The organism is Pseudomonas sp. FeN3W (assembly GCA_030263805.2).
Lineage (GTDB): Bacteria > Pseudomonadota > Gammaproteobacteria > Pseudomonadales > Pseudomonadaceae > Stutzerimonas > Stutzerimonas stutzeri_G.
Genome location: CP136010.1, coordinates 1,008,201 through 1,022,611, shown reverse-complemented (window position 1 = coordinate 1,022,611; position 14,411 = coordinate 1,008,201). Strand labels below are relative to the sequence as shown.

12 protein-coding genes are annotated in these 14,411 nt (G+C 64.3%); 6 read left to right on the top strand and 6 right to left on the bottom strand.

Going from position 1 to position 14,411, the window contains the following annotated elements; genetic code table 11:
• Positions 1 to 30: 30 nt before the first annotated feature.
• Positions 31 to 2,532, bottom strand: coding sequence for a glycerol-3-phosphate 1-O-acyltransferase PlsB (gene plsB, locus P5704_004600; protein ID WOF79781.1), 2,502 nt, complete (start codon positions 2,530 to 2,532; stop codon positions 31 to 33).
• A gap of 419 nt (positions 2,533 to 2,951) precedes the next feature.
• On the opposite strand from plsB, the gene katG reads away from it, so the two are divergent.
• Positions 2,952 to 5,183: a catalase/peroxidase HPI gene (gene katG, locus P5704_004595; protein ID WOF79780.1), complete on the top strand. Its 2,232-nt coding sequence runs from the start codon at positions 2,952 to 2,954 to the stop codon at positions 5,181 to 5,183.
• A gap of 180 nt (positions 5,184 to 5,363) precedes the next feature.
• On the opposite strand, the gene blaOXA is transcribed toward katG, so the two are convergent.
• Complete coding sequence (gene blaOXA / locus P5704_004590; protein ID WOF79779.1) at positions 5,364 to 6,146, bottom strand: class D beta-lactamase; 783 nt, start codon at positions 6,144 to 6,146, stop codon at positions 5,364 to 5,366.
• 93 nt (positions 6,147 to 6,239) lie between these two features.
• Positions 6,240 to 6,809 (bottom strand): GNAT family N-acetyltransferase, encoded by a 570-nt coding sequence (locus tag P5704_004585; GenBank protein ID WOF79778.1) that lies wholly within the window; start codon positions 6,807 to 6,809, stop codon positions 6,240 to 6,242.
• A gap of 256 nt (positions 6,810 to 7,065) precedes the next feature.
• Here P5704_004585 and P5704_004580 point away from each other — a divergent pair, with 256 nt between their 5' ends.
• The 4 genes from P5704_004580 (at position 7,066) to P5704_004565 (ending at position 10,977) form a co-directional block, all read left to right on the top strand.
• Entirely contained in the window at positions 7,066 to 7,989 is a 924-nt protein-coding gene (locus tag P5704_004580; protein WOF79777.1) for an ATP-binding cassette domain-containing protein, read from the top strand.
• The gene (locus tag P5704_004575; protein ID WOF79776.1) at positions 7,986 to 8,717 is read left to right on the top strand and encodes an ABC transporter permease; all 732 of its coding nucleotides are present in this window, start codon (positions 7,986 to 7,988) and stop codon (positions 8,715 to 8,717) included. The genes P5704_004580 and P5704_004575 overlap by 4 nt, the downstream gene beginning before the upstream one ends.
• Positions 8,718 to 8,727: 10 nt before the next feature.
• A complete protein-coding gene (locus P5704_004570; GenBank protein WOF79775.1) occupies positions 8,728 to 10,563 on the top strand; it encodes a Gldg family protein in 1,836 nt (611 codons plus the stop codon).
• 204 nt (positions 10,564 to 10,767) lie between these two features.
• Positions 10,768 to 10,977 carry a cold-shock protein gene (locus P5704_004565; GenBank protein ID WOF79774.1) on the top strand — a complete coding sequence of 70 codons (210 nt, stop codon included), beginning with the start codon at positions 10,768 to 10,770 and terminating at the stop codon, positions 10,975 to 10,977.
• Between the two features lie 99 nt (positions 10,978 to 11,076).
• Here P5704_004565 and P5704_004560 read toward each other — a convergent pair whose 3' ends face one another.
• Genes P5704_004560 through dapE form a run of 3 tightly spaced genes read right to left on the bottom strand, consistent with a single transcriptional unit; the run spans position 11,077 to position 13,453 of the window.
• On the bottom strand, positions 11,077 to 11,448 hold the full coding sequence (locus P5704_004560) for a hypothetical protein (GenBank protein WOF79773.1): 372 nt from the start codon (positions 11,446 to 11,448) through the stop codon (positions 11,077 to 11,079).
• Positions 11,449 to 11,504: 56 nt separating this feature from the next.
• Complete coding sequence (locus tag P5704_004555; protein WOF79772.1) at positions 11,505 to 12,311, bottom strand: methyltransferase domain-containing protein; 807 nt, start codon at positions 12,309 to 12,311, stop codon at positions 11,505 to 11,507.
• Complete coding sequence (gene dapE / locus P5704_004550) at positions 12,305 to 13,453, bottom strand: succinyl-diaminopimelate desuccinylase (protein WOF79771.1); 1,149 nt, start codon at positions 13,451 to 13,453, stop codon at positions 12,305 to 12,307. The genes P5704_004555 and dapE overlap by 7 nt, the downstream gene beginning before the upstream one ends.
• A 127-nt stretch (positions 13,454 to 13,580) precedes the next feature.
• On the opposite strand from dapE, the gene tcdA reads away from it, so the two are divergent.
• Complete coding sequence (gene tcdA, locus P5704_004545; GenBank protein WOF79770.1) at positions 13,581 to 14,390, top strand: tRNA cyclic N6-threonylcarbamoyladenosine(37) synthase TcdA; 810 nt, start codon at positions 13,581 to 13,583, stop codon at positions 14,388 to 14,390.
• Positions 14,391 to 14,411: the final 21 nt, after the last annotated feature.

Here is a 14,411-nt window from a genome sequence, read left to right as displayed (position 1 = left end):
GGCGATGGCCTGGCAGCGGGACTGGCCTCGTCAGGCGGCAGCGTCGGGAGGCGGAGAGTCGGAATCGTCGTGATGACGCTCCAGCGCCACCTGGCGGATCGACAGGCGAATCTCCGCCGGTAGCACGCGCTTGGCCGCGCCCTCGGCCAGTTCCGCGAGCTTCTCGTGATAGCCGAGCCGGCCGTTTTCGTCCGGGCTGACCACGCCCTGTTCCTGCATGCTCTGGATGAAATGGCGGAACAGCGCCTTGTCGAAGAACTCCGGCGCGTTGAGCCCATGCAGGATCGACAGGCGTTGGGCCATGACCGTGCAGAGGTTTTCCAGCTCCTCGGCGCTCAGGCTGTGCTGGCCGCTGTTGAGCAGCAGCGAGGTGGCCATGTAGAAACGTTGCAGGGTCTGCACTACCACCCGCGCCAGCAGGGTGAGCAGCACGAACTGCCGCGAACTCGGGGCCGGGCGCACGTAGTGATTGCCGTCGATCTTGAGCAGGCCGCGCTCGACGAAGGCCGCCAGCCACTGGTCGACCACGGCCTCCAGCTCCTCGACCTCCCAGCGCATGAACAGCTCGGCACGCAGATAGGGGTACAGCGCCTCGGTGAAGCGTTGGATCTGCTCGCGGCTGATGCGTGAGCTGCTCTGGAAGAAGCTCGCCAGCAGTGCGGGCAGGGCGAAGATATGCATTACGTTGTTGCGGTAGTAGGTCATCAGGACGGCATTCTGCTCGTCCAGATAGAGGATGTTGCCCAGCGCGTCCTTCTGTTCGGCGAGCAGGTCGAGGCTCTTCACGTAGGCGATCAGCGCATTGCCGTCGCCTTCCGGCAGCGTGGTGTGCGGCGAGTAGGGCACCGCGCGTAGCAGCGCCTGATAGAGATCGAGAATACGTGCCAGGGATTGCTGGTCCAGCGCCTGGCGGCTGGTGGAAAGCATCGCCAGCGCCACCAGGTTGACCGGGTTGACCGCCGCCGCCTCGTTGAGGCGCTGGGCAATGCGCTCGGCCAGCCGATTGGTGGTGTCGTTCAGCCATTCGGGGCGGTAATTCGGCGCGTAGGTCTGCTGGCGCCAGCCGGGTTGTTCCTGGTCGAGGAATTCGTTGAGCTTGAGCGGCTCGCCGAAGTTGACCCAGACCTGGCCGAAGCGCTGCTTGAGCGCACCGATGACCTTGAAGATGTCGAAGATCGACTCCTTCTTCTTCGCCGCGCCACGTAGTTCACCCAGGTAGGTGCGGCCTTCCAGCACGCGCTCGTAGCCGATGTAGACCGGTACGAAGAGGATCGGCAGGCGCGACGAGCGCACGTAGCTGCGCAGGGTCAGGGCCAGCATGCCGGTCTTCGGTTGCAGCATGCGCCCGGTGCGCGAACGGCCGCCCTCGACGAAGTATTCGACGGGGAAACCGCGGGTGAACAGGTTGTGCAGGTATTCGTTGAACACCGAGGTGTACAGCGGGTTGCCCTTGAACGAACGGCGCATGAAGAAGGCGCCACCGCGGCGCAGCAGGCTGCCGATCACCGGCATGTTGAGGTTGATGCCGGCGGCGATGTGCGGCGGCGTCAGGCCGTTGCGGAACAGCAGATAGGACAACAGCAGGTAGTCGATATGGCTGCGATGGCAGGGGACGTAGATCACCTCGTAGCCGCGCACGGCGTCCTGCAGCGGTTCGATATGGTTGACGCGGATGCCGTCGTAGATCTTGTTCCAGAACCAGGACAGCACCACCTCGAGGAAGCGCACCGCGGTGTAGGCGTAGTCCGAGGCCACCTCGTTGCCGTAGCGCAGCGCCCTGGCTTCGGCCCGCTCGATGGAAATGTTCTCGCGTTCGGCCTCGTCGCGAATCGCCTGCCGGACCTGCGGCGCATGCACCAGCCCCTTGACCAGATTGCGCCGGTGCGACAGGTCGGGGCCGATCACGGCGGTCTTCTGGTTGCGGAAGTGCACGCGCAGCATGCGGTGGATCATGCGCAGGGTGCGCTCGTGGCCCTTGTTCAGTGCGATCAGCTCGTTGAGCTGGATCGGTGCGGAGAACTGCACGCGGGTCTTGCGCCCCAGCACCAGGATGCTGAGCAGTTTGCGCAGCCGCCCGGTGACCGCCCAGCTGTCGGCGAACAGCAGCTTCCAGGCGCTGGTCTCGCGATTCGGCGACTGCCCCCAGAACACGCTGACCGGGATGATCTGCGCGTTCTCCACCGCGTTGTGCTCCAGCGCGCCGACCAGTCGGACCAGCGTCGGTGGCGCCGCTAACCGCGTACGGCGGCCAAACCAGCTCGTCGCAGGATTGAGAAAGAAGAATGCGGCCGGCTCGACGTGATCGCCCACTACCACATCGGCCACCGGGCGCGGCAGCCCGGCCTTGCTGCACTCGACGTCGAGCACCGCGAGGTCGCTCAGCGAGGGTTGCTGCAGCACATAGAACACCGGCTTGCTGCGGTCCAGCTTGAGGGTGAAGGCGGATTGGTTGATGGTCTCCGAGCGTACCCAGAAGTACAGCACGCGGCGCAACACGGAGAAGATCAGACGGCGAACGGGGGAGCGAGTCATACGGCAGATTCGGCTATGGAAGGGGCTATGCCCTCGAAGGCGGCAAGTGTGCCGCAAGCGTGGAGGGCGGGCAAAACTCTCTGTCGGCGAATCGCCAGCGATTGGCGGGACTGCTCGACGACCAGGTCTTTCGGCAGACCTGCGCGGACATCGGCACAAAGACGCAAATGCTCAGAAGGATGCCGAAGGCGCTCTGTTTGAAGCTGTGGCTATCGGACCAATAGGGAAATTCCATGCACGCCATTTCAGTCGCCGGCCGGGTAGCTGAAAGCCGCTTGGTTGCAGCGCTGGCGCCGCTTTCAGCCGGGTTTCTACAGCCATGAAAGGCGTGTTCCAGGCTTTTGTTCGTTCATCAGCTCGGTGCTAGCTTGTTTGAAGCGGCGCCTGGTCGCGTCATCGACAACCGTGAGGAGCAGAACATGAACGAAGAGTCTGGAGAAAAGGCGGGTGGCGTATGCCCATTCGGCCATGGCGCCGGTGCGCCGCGCAAGCGCCCTGGCAATCGGGACTGGTGGCCTGAAGCGCTGAGCCTGACATCGCTCAACCAGCATTCGCCACGTTCGAATCCGTACGGTGGCGATTTCGACTATGCCGCGGCATTCAATTCGCTCGATCTCGACGCGGTCATCGCCGACCTGCATGCCCTGATGACCGATTCACAGGACTGGTGGCCGGCGGACTTCGGCCACTACGGCGGGCTGTTCATCCGCATGGCCTGGCACAGCGCCGGCACCTATCGCATCACCGATGGTCGCGGCGGTGCCGGTGGCGGTCAGCAGCGTTTCGCGCCGCTCAACAGCTGGCCGGACAACGCTGCGCTGGACAAGGCCCGGCGCCTGCTGTGGCCGATCAAGCAGAAATACGGACGCAAGCTGTCCTGGGCCGACCTGTTCGTGCTCACCGGCAACGTGGCGCTGGAGTCCATGGGCTTCAAGACCTTCGGTTTCGGCGGTGGCCGTGCCGACACCTGGGAGCCGGAAGAGCTGTTCTGGGGACCGGAAGGCACCTGGCTGGGCGATGAGCGCTACAGCGGCGAGCGGCAACTGCACCCGGGCCTGGGTGCCGTGCAGATGGGCCTGATCTACGTGAATCCGGAAGGCCCGAACGGCAAGCCGGACCCCAAGGCGGCGGCCATCGACATCCGCGAGACCTTCGCGCGGATGGCCATGAACGATTACGAAACCGTGGCGCTGATCGCCGGTGGTCACACCTTCGGCAAGACCCACGGCGCGGGCGACCCGTCGCTGATGGGGCCGGAGCCGGAAGGCGCGGTGATCGAGGATCAGGGCCTGGGCTGGCGCAGCCGCTACAAGAGCGGAATCGGCGCCGATGCGATCACCTCGGGGCTGGAAGTCATCTGGAGCCAGACGCCGACGAAGTGGTCCAACTACTTCTTCGAGAACCTCTTCAACTTCGAGTGGGAGCTGACCAAGAGCCCGGCTGGCGCGCACCAGTGGGAAGCCAAGGACGCGGCGGAAATCATGCCGGACCCCTTCGGCCCGAACAAAAAGCGCAAGCCGACCATGCTGACTACGGACCTGTCGCTGCGCTTCGACCCCGAGTACGAAAAGATCTCCCGGCACTTCCTGGAAAACCCGGACGAATTCGCCGATGCGTTCGCCAAGGCCTGGTTCAAGCTGACCCACCGCGACATGGGCCCCATCGGCCGTTACCTCGGGCCGCTGGTGCCGAAGGAGCAGCTGATCTGGCAGGACCCGATTCCCGAACGTGACCACCCGGTGATCGACGCGGCGGACATCGCCGCGCTGAAGCAGCAGCTGCTTGGCATGGGCTTTTCCGTGTCCGAGCTGGTGTCAGTAGCCTGGGCATCGGCCGCCACCTATCGCGGATCGGACAAGCGTGGCGGCGCCAACGGCGCACGCATCCGCTTCGCGCCGCAGAAGGACTGGGAGATCAACAACCCGCCGCTGCTGGAGAAGGTGCTGCACAAGCTCGGCGAGATCCAGAACGACTTCAACGGCTCGGCCACCGGCGGCAAGAAGGTCTCCATGGCGGACTTGATCGTGCTTGCCGGCTGCGCGGCGATCGAGAAGGCCGCGCAGGACGGTGGCGTGAACGTCACCGTGCCCTTCACGCCAGGGCGCATGGATGCCGAGGAGGAGTGGACCGACGCACAGTCCTTCGAAGCGCTGCGCCCGGTCGCCGATGGCTTTCGCAACTACTATCACGAGTCGCACTTCATGGCTCCCGAGGAAGCGCTGGTCGACAAGGCGCATCTGCTGCGCCTGAGCGCGCCGGAAATGACCGTGCTGGTCGGCGGCATGCGTGTACTGGGCACCAATGCGGATGGCGGCAGCGAAGGCGTCTTCACCAACCGCGTCGGCACGCTGACCAACGACTTCTTCGTCAACCTGCTGGACATGAAGAACGAGTGGACTGCCACCGAGCACAAGAACCGCTTCCAGGGCCTGGACCGCAAGACCCGCCAGCCGACGTGGAGCGCCACCCGCGTGGACCTGATCTTCGGTGCGCAATCGGAACTGCGCGCGCAGGCTGAGGTGTATGGCATGGCCGATGGCAACGAGAAGTTCGTCCACGATTTCGTCAAAGCCTGGGACAAGGTGATGAACGTGGACCGGCTCGACATTGGCAAGCCTGCCGACAACTTCAGCCAGAAGCTCTCGGCGTAACGCTCGCGGCGGCGCCTTCAGGCGCCGCCACGGGTTTCGGCGAAATGGAGCGGCACAAGCCGCCGCTGAAGGCCAGCGCTACGCTGTAGGCATCCAAGGGCCCGAGGTGGCCCTCCGCCAGTTTTCATCGCTGCGCATGATGGGTTTCCCAGGAAAGACGTACCCGGCTTGCCGAGCGACTCAGTCGGCCGGCAGAATGCCTTTGGCGCGCAATGCGCTCAGCGCGATCTGCTGGCGCAGTGGCAGATCCGTGGCGCCGCGGGTCTCGATGTTCAGGGCGAACAGCCAGGTGTTCTCGGCGAGTTCGACATAGCCGATGTACCAACCGGTGCCAGGCGTGCTGCGGGCGGCCCAGCCGGTCTTGGCGTAGAGACGATAGTCCTTGGCGGCTTCGCTGAGCATCACCGTTTTCAAGGTGTCGTAGCTGCTGGCGCGGTACGGCAGGCTGCGCTCGGTGATGCGTTTGAGCAGATCGATCTGCTGCTCGGCGCTGATGGTCAGCGAGCCATCCAGCCAGAACTCGGTACCGTTGAAGGGCTCGCGCAACTGACCGTAATGCGCCCGGCGGATGTGTGGCGGGTAGTCTGCCGCACCCACCCGGCGCGCCAGCCACTGATAGCACCAGACGCAACTGACCTGGAAGGCGCTCTTGAGCGTCTGGTCACGATTCCAGTCCTCGATCTCGTAACGGGTGTTGTCCCACGGGATGATCTCGTCAGCGCCGGCGATAGCGCCTTCCTCCAGCGCGATCAGCGTGTTCAGCACCTTGAAGGTGGATGCGGCGGTGAACGGCTGCTTCGCACGGGCCTCGTCATGAACGAAGCGCTGGCCGGTTTCAGCCGACTCGATCAGCAGGGTTCCTTTGACGCCGGCCTCGTCGAACAGCCTGGCGATTTCGGCATCTTCCGCATGTGCGAGGCCGTAAAAGCCAAGGAACAGGAGTGCGAGGAACAGCTGAGGCATTGAAGAATATCCGTAGAGTGGGATGACAGTGCGGCGATGCGCGTGCCGTTCTAACAGGGTTTCCAGCGAAGTCCAGCCAATGTGAATGAACGGTCAGTCAGCTGCAGCCAACTGCGCCGCAAAGCGTTCGCGATCCAATCGATACAGGCAGTGCCGGCGAAGCGGATGGCCGACGGGCAACCCGGGGTGCTCGAATTCTTCCGTTTCACGCATGCCGAGGCGCTTCATCACCGCACGTGAGCGCCGGTTCTCGATAGCGGTGAAGGATACGATTTCCGGCAAGGCGAGCCTGCCGAACCCAACCTCAAGCGCGGTTCGCGCAGCCTCGCTGGCCAATCCCTGGCCCCAGAACTCAGCGGCCAGACGCCAGCCGATCTCCACGCACGGCGAGAACGGCAAGGCGGCCGTCGGCGTATGCAGGCCAACGAAGCCGATGAATGTGCCGGTGGCTTTCAGCTCGACGGCCCAGAATCCCCAGCCGCGCTCTTCGATCAGCGCCTGGCAGCGTGCAGCCATCGCATCGCTCTCGGCACGGCTGAGCAGGGCGGGGAAGTGCTGCATGACCCTGGGGTCCGCATTCATCGCGGCGAATGGTGCGCGATCGGCTGGCTGCCATTGCCGCAGAAGCAGGCGCTTGGTCTGGAAGTCGCTTGGATCAGTCATTGCAGGTCATTTCATCCAGGGTGTTTGCATCCTTTTCACGTCTCAATCTCTGACGGGGACTTTAGCGTCTGCGATCCATGTAGCATGGCCTTCTAGCGAATTGCGCGCAGAGTGGTGATTAATCAACGTCTTCTCAATCCAGGGACTGGTTGCATTCGTCGGGTCGCTGTTCTTATAGTTCCGCCGGCATTTTTGCAGGGCCTGGCTCGGGTCGCGCGGCGGCACGCCAGAGCCTTTGGCGCACTGGTGAGAGCCCATGATCGAAATAAGCAACCTGACCAAGCGTTTTGCCCAGCACACTGCTGTCGACGACCTGTCGTTCCAGGTCCAGCGCGGCGAGGTACTGGGCTTCCTCGGCCCGAATGGCGCGGGCAAATCCACCACGATGAAGATGCTGACCGGCTTTCTCGCGCCGACGTCCGGCACGGCGAGCATTCTCGGCCACGACATCCGCACCCAGACTCTGCAGGCCCAGCGGCAGATCGGTTATCTGCCCGAAGGCGCGCCCTGCTACGGCGACATGACGGTGCGCGGTTTTCTCGAGTTCATCGCTGAAGTCCGCGGCTTCCGTGGTGCGGACAAGCGCCAGCGGGTCGAAGCCGCGGTCGACCAGGTGGAGCTGGAGAACGTGCTGCGGCAGTCCATCGAGACGCTGTCCAAGGGCTTCAAGCGTCGCGTCGGCCTGGCCCAGGCGATCCTGCACGATCCGCAGGTGCTGATTCTCGACGAGCCCACCGATGGCCTCGATCCGAACCAGAAACACCAGGTGCGTCAGCTGATCCAGGGGCTGGCGCAGGACAAGATTGTCATCATCTCCACGCATATCCTCGAAGAGGTCAGTGCGGTCTGCACCCGCGCGGTGGTCATCGCCCAGGGCCGACTGGTGGCCGACAGCACGCCGCTGGAGCTGGAGAGCCGGTCGAAATATCACCAGGCCGTCACGCTGGTCAGCGACGGTCCGCTGGACGACGTTGCCCTGGCCGCGTTGCCCGGCGTGGCCGGTGTCGAATTCAACGAGCCCGAGCATAGCCTGACGTTGCTGGCGCAGCCGGGGCAGGTGATTTTCCCCCAGGTCAGTGCTCTGATCGCCCAGCATGGCTGGGTGGTGAAGGAGCTGGACGTGGAACGCGGCCGGTTGGATGAGGTGTTCCGTAACCTGACTCGCGGGGAGTCGCTATGACCCAGTTGCCGGTTATCTTCAAGCGCGAGCTGGGCAGCTATTTCGCCACGCCGCTGGCCTACGTGTTCATCGTGATCTTCCTGGTGCTCTCCGGGGTGTTCACCTTCTACCTGGGCGGTTTCTACGAGCGCGGCCAGGCCGACCTCACGCCGTTCTTCAGCTTCCATACCTGGCTGTACCTGTTCCTGGTGCCGGCGATCGCCATGCGCCTGTGGGCGGAGGAGCGCAAGTCCGGCTCGATCGAGCTCTTGATGACGCTGCCGATTACGCGTTTCGAGGCGGTTACCGGCAAGTTCCTCGCCGCCTGGGTATTCGCCGGCATCGCGCTGCTGCTGACCTTCCCGATGGTGATCACCGTCAACTACCTGGGCGAGCCGGACAACGGTGTGATCGTCGCCGGTTATCTCGGCAGCTGGCTGCTGGCAGGGGCCTTTCTGGCGATCGGCTCGTGCATGTCGGCGCTGGCGAAGAACCAGGTGATCGCCTTCATCCTCGCGGTGGCGGTGTGTTTCCTGTTCATCGTCAGCGGTCTGCCGATGGTGCTCGATGCCTTCGCCTGGGCACCGCAGTGGCTGATCGATGCGGTGGCTTCGCTGAGCTTCCTGATCCGTTTCGATTCCATCAGCAAGGGTGTGATCGACCTGCGTGACCTGCTGTATTTCGTCACGCTGATCGTCGCCTGGCTGGCTGCCACTGCCGTGGTCGTCGATCTGAAGAAAGCCGCCTGAGGGAACAGACATGAAAAGAGTCATCTATTCCGGTGCCGGGCTGCTGCTGATCGCACTGGCATTTCTGCTGTTCAACGGCGTGTCCGGCATGCTGTTCACCAATGCGCGGCTCGACCTGACCGAGCAGAAGCTCTACACCATTTCCGAGGGCACCGAGCGCATTCTTGACGGCCTGCAGGAACCGATCGAACTGCACTTCTTCTACTCGGACGAGACCTCCAAGGAGCTGGTGGCGCTGCGCAACTACGCGCGTCGCGTCGAGGAGATGCTCAAGGCCTACGAGCGGGCCTCCGATGGCAAGCTCAAGCTGCATGTGATCGACCCGCAGCCGTTCTCCGAAGAGGAGGACCGCGCCGCCGAGTTCGGCCTGCAGGCGGTGCCGCTCAACCAGGGCGGTGACAAGATCTACTTCGGCCTCGCCGGCACCAATGCCGAGGGCAGCACGCAGATCATTCCGTTCTTCCCGCTGGATCAGGAAGAGTTTCTCGAGTACGAGATCAGCCGCCTGGTGCAGGGCCTGGCTAGCGGCGAGCTGCCGGTGGTCGGCGTGCTGTCAGGGTTGCAGCTGACCGGCGGTTTCGACATGCGGACTCAGCAGGCGACGCCGCCGTGGATGGTACTGGAGGAAGTCCGCCAGCTGTTCCATATCGAAAGCCTGCGCCGCGATGTGGACATGATCCCGACCAACGTCTCGGTGTTGCTGCTGATTCACCCGAAGGATCTGCCGGAGCAGACGCTGTACGCCATCGACCAGTTCGTCCTGCGTGGCGGCAAGCTGCTGGTATTCGTCGATCCGCACAGCGAGGCCGATCCGGGCATGGGCATCGGTCCGGGAGAATTCGGCGAGGAGCGTGCCTCCGACCTCGAGCCACTGTTCAAGGCCTGGGGCGTGCGCATGGTGCCGCAACAGGCGCTGGTCGATGCAGCCTACGCGATGTCGGTTGGCGTCGGTGCGGAGCGCCGTCCGGTGCGCCACGCAGGCTGGTTGAGCCTGCCGCGCAACGCGCTGGATCAGGATGACGTGACCACCGCCGCGCTGGAAAACATCACCATCGCCAGTGCCGGCATTCTCGAGCCGCTGGAGGACGCGACGACGCGCTTCACGCCGCTGTTCGGCAGTTCCGACTACGCCATGCCGGTGGAGGCCGAGCGCTTCGCCACGCTGGACAACCCGGAAACCCTGCTGCTTGGCCTCGAGCCGACCGGCGAGCGCTACACCCTGGCGGCGCGCATCCAGGGGCCGGCGAAAACTGCCTTTCCGGACGGCATCGAAGGCCGTGAAGAGGGCATCAAGGAAAGCCAGAACATCAACGTGATCGCCGTCGCCGATACCGATCTGCTGAGTGACCGCATGTGGGTGCAGGTGCAGGACTTCTTCGGCCAGCGCGTTCCGCAGCCGTGGGCGGACAATGGCGCGTTCGTGATCAATGCGCTGGACAACCTTTCCGGCACCGATGCGCTGATCAGCGTGCGTTCGCGTGGTCGCTTCACCCGTCCGTTCGTGATGGTAGAAACCTTGCAGCGCGAGGCCGAAGATCGTTTCCGCGAGAAGGAAGAAGTGCTGCAGCAGCGCCTGGCTGATACCGAGCAGCAACTGGCCGAGCTGCAGAGTCCGGACCCGGAGCAGGCGCTGGAGCTGACGGCTGAGCAGGAGCAGGCGTTGCGTCAGTTCCAGCAGGAGAAGGCGCGTATCCGCAAGGAGTTGCGTGAGGTGCGCTACCAGCTCAATGCCGATATCGAAGCGCTGGGGCGTACGCTGAAGTTCGCCAACATCGCTCTGGTGCCCTTGCTGCTGACTCTGGGCGTGCTCGCCCTGTGGCTATGGCGACGCCGCCGGAGCGCCTGAAAAGAGCACAAGTTCCGGCATTGGCCGGGGCGGGTAAGGGTGTCAAATCCGCAGCGGAAAAAAGAGGCTGACAGCGAAAATCGTTGTTTTATACTCCGGCAACGGTCGCGTTCGAGTCGCATTTGCGCCGGAGCCGAATGCACGAAGGCCTGACCGTCGACCCCTCTTCCGAGGAATAACAAAAAGCGAGTTGGAGAAGTGGTAATGGCTGAGCGCGAGACCGGAACCGTCAAGTGGTTCAACGATGCAAAAGGCTATGGATTCATTCAGCGGGGTAATGGCGCCGACGTGTTCGTGCATTACCGCGCGATCCGTGGTGACGGCCACCGCTCGCTGGCCGAAGGGCAGCAGGTGGAGTTTTCGGTAACCCAGGGCCAGAAGGGCCTGCAGGCCGAAGACGTCGCCGGCGTGTAACTTCGGTTGCGCAATGACAAAGCCCGTCCAAGTGACGGGCTTTGTTTTGCTATCCGGTGGTTTCGGTCCACCACGGATGAGCGATACGGCCGATGCCGATCAGCCCGTCCGCCAGACGATTTCCTCTTCACCGTCATCGCTGATGCGGATCCAGCGGTCGGCCTCTTCAACGGCTTCCTCTTCCTGCCAGCCGCCTGGCGCGCAGCGGATTTCCACACCTAAAGCCTGATACGCCGCGCGGGCGCAGGCGAGGTCATCGTCCCAGGGGGTGGCATCGCTTTCCAGCAGCAGACAATGCCATTTGCCCACCGCCTTCGGCAGCCAGGTCACCGGAATGCCGGCGGCGCTGCACTTGAAGGTCTGGCCTTTCTGTTGCCAGGCGGAACATGAGCCAATGGCTTGGGCCAGCCACTCGCCGACGGCCTCCTGACTGGCATCCCTGAGGTAGATCTCGATATCGGGTTGACGCATGGGCGACTGCCTTATGTGGTGGTGCGAGGTTTTGGTCGTAGGCAAATATACGAACGCTAGGGTGTGCGTTCGATCCAGTCGTAGCGTATCGCAACCCGCACGCTGAGGTGACTGTCGATCACGGCGGCGCGGCGCTCGGCGCTGGCGCGCCAGCCATGCGGGGTCATCGCCAGCAGGTCGGCACGGGCCTGGGCATCGTCCAGTTGCAGCTCGTAGCTGAGGGTTTCGCTATGGGCCAGGCGCATGCCTTCGGGAATCAGCGACAGGTGTTTCTCGTCATCGTAGTCGCGCACCTCGTCGTAGAGCCGCGCGCGCAGCTCCCACAGATGCTCGCGGGTCGGCCCCATGCGCAGCAGTCCGCCGCCGGGCGCGAGCAGGCGTCGCGCTTCCTGCCAGTCCAGCGGGCTGAACACGCTGGCCAGCAGATCGCAACTGGCATCGGCCAGCGGCACCCGGGCCATGCTTGCGACCAGCCATTCCAGCTGTGGCGCCCGTTTGCAGGCGCGCTTGATCGCCTCGCGGGAGATGTCCAGGGCATAGCCGTCCGCGTGCGGCAATGCATCGGCGATTTGCGCGGTGTAGTAGCCCTCGCCACAGCCGATGTCGAGCCAGCGTTGCGGTGCGCGCTCGGCGGCCAGTCCGGCCAGGCGTCGGGCCAACGGCGCGTAGTGGCCCCCGTCGAGAAAGCGTCGCCGTGCTTCGACCATAGCCTGGTTGTCGCCGGGGTCGCGGCTGTTCTTGTGCTGCACCGGGAGCAGGTTCAGGTAACCCTGACGCGCGCGGTCGAAACGGTGGTTGGCCGCGCAGACCACGCCGTTGTCGAGCGCGCTCAGCGGCGCCTGGCAGATCGGGCAGATCAGCATGCGAGCAGGTTCACCAGGGTCTGGTAGTAGATCTCGGTCAGCAGGTCGAGATCGCTGGCCAGGATGTGTTCGTCGACCTGGTGGATGGTCGCGTTGACCGGGCCGAGCTCGACCACCTGGGTGTCGAGGGTGGCGATAAAGCGCCCGTCCGAGGTACCGCCGCTGGTGGACGGCGTGGTCTCACGGCCGGTGACGCTGCGGATTGCCTTGGCCACGCCGTCGAGCAGCGCGCCCGGTTCGGTGAGGAACGGCAGGCCGGACAGTGCCCAGTCCACGTTCCAGTCCAGACCGTGCTTGTCGAGAATCGCGGCGGTGCGCTGCTTGAGCTGTTCGACGGTGGACTCGGTGGAGAAGCGGAAGTTGAACACCGCTTCCAGCGTGCCGGGAATGACGTTGGTGGCGCCGGTGCCGGCGTTCAGGTTGGAGATCTGGAAGCTGGTCGGCGGGAAGAAGGCATTGCCGTCGTCCCAGTGCTCTGCGGCAAGCTCAGCCAGCGCAGGCGCGGCCAGGTGGATGGGGTTCTTCGCCAGATGCGGATAGGCCACATGGCCCTGCTGGCCGCGTACGGTGAGGGTGCCGCCGAGTGAGCCGCGACGGCCATTCTTCACCACGTCACCTACCAAGGCGGTGCTCGACGGTTCGCCGACGATGCACCAGTCCAGGCGCTGGCCACGCTCGCGCAGGCGCTCGACGACGGCCTTGGTGCCGTGGTGCGCAGGGCCTTCTTCATCACTGGTGATGAGAAAGGCGATCTGCCCCTTGTGATTCGGGTGATCGGCTGTGAAGCGCTCCACTGCCACGACCATCGCCGCCAGGCTGCCTTTCATATCTGCCGCGCCGCGGCCGTGGAGCATGCCCTGCTCGTCGATGCGCGCACTGAACGGCGGATTCTGCCAGGCCTGCAGCGGGCCCGTAGGGACCACGTCAGTGTGGCCGGCGAAGCACAGCACCGGGCCTTCGTTGCCGCGAATGGCCCAGAAGTTCTCCACGTCCTCGATATGCATCGGCTCGATGGCGAAGCCGCAGGCCGCCAGGCGCTGGCTCATCAGCTGCTGGCAGCCTTCATCCAGCGGCGTCACCGAAGGGCGATTGATCAGCTCGCAGGCGAGTTCGAGCGTCGGGGAGAGGGCAGGCGCGGTCATCAGGGCTCCGGTGCGGCGGGGAAAGGGCGCCATATTAAAGCAAAGGCGCGGTTGCGGTGACGGCTGGATGCAGTGGTCGTGGCGTGCTGAGGTCTTATAATCGCCAGGTTTTTTCCGGGGAGTCGGCATGTCTATCGATGATCAGCGTTTCGGCGGTATTGCCCGCCTGTATGGCCGCGTCGGCCTCGAGCGGCTGACGGCTGCGCATGTGGCGGTGGTCGGCATCGGTGGCGTCGGCTCGTGGGCGGCCGAGGCGCTGGCGCGCAGCGGGGTAGGCGAGATCAGCCTGTTCGACCTGGACGATGTGTGCATCACCAATACCAACCGGCAGATTCACGCCCTCGATGGCGCAGTGGGCAAAGCCAAGGTCGACGAGATGGCCGCACGTATTCGCGCCATCAACCCGGCCTGCCAGGTTCATGCAGTGGCGGATTTCGTCACCCGCGAAACCATGGCCGAGTACATCACCGAAGACATGGACTGCGTCATCGACTGCATCGACAGCGTGCCGGCCAAGGCGGCGCTGATCGCCTGGTGCAAGCGCCGCAAGATCCAGATCATCACCACCGGCGGCGCCGGCGGGCAGGTCGATCCGACACAGATCCAGGTCACTGATCTGAACAAGACCTTCAACGATCCGCTGGCGGCAAAGGTGCGCTCGCTGCTGCGTCGCGAATACAACTTCTCGCGCACGCCGGGGCGCACCTACAGCGTGCCCTGTGTGTTCTCCACGGAGCAGTTGCGCTACCCGAAGCCGGACGGCGGCGTGTGCCAGAGCAAGAGCTTCGTTGGCGAGGGGGTCAAGCTCGACTGCGCCGAAGGCTTCGGCGCGGTGACCATGGTGACCGCCAGTTTCGGCATGGTTGCAGCCGCCAGGGCTGTCGACAAGCTGGTCGCCGGAGCCCGACGCCCCAGCGAGCGCAACGTTCGCAGCTGACGAAAAAGTGCCGCAGCCGCT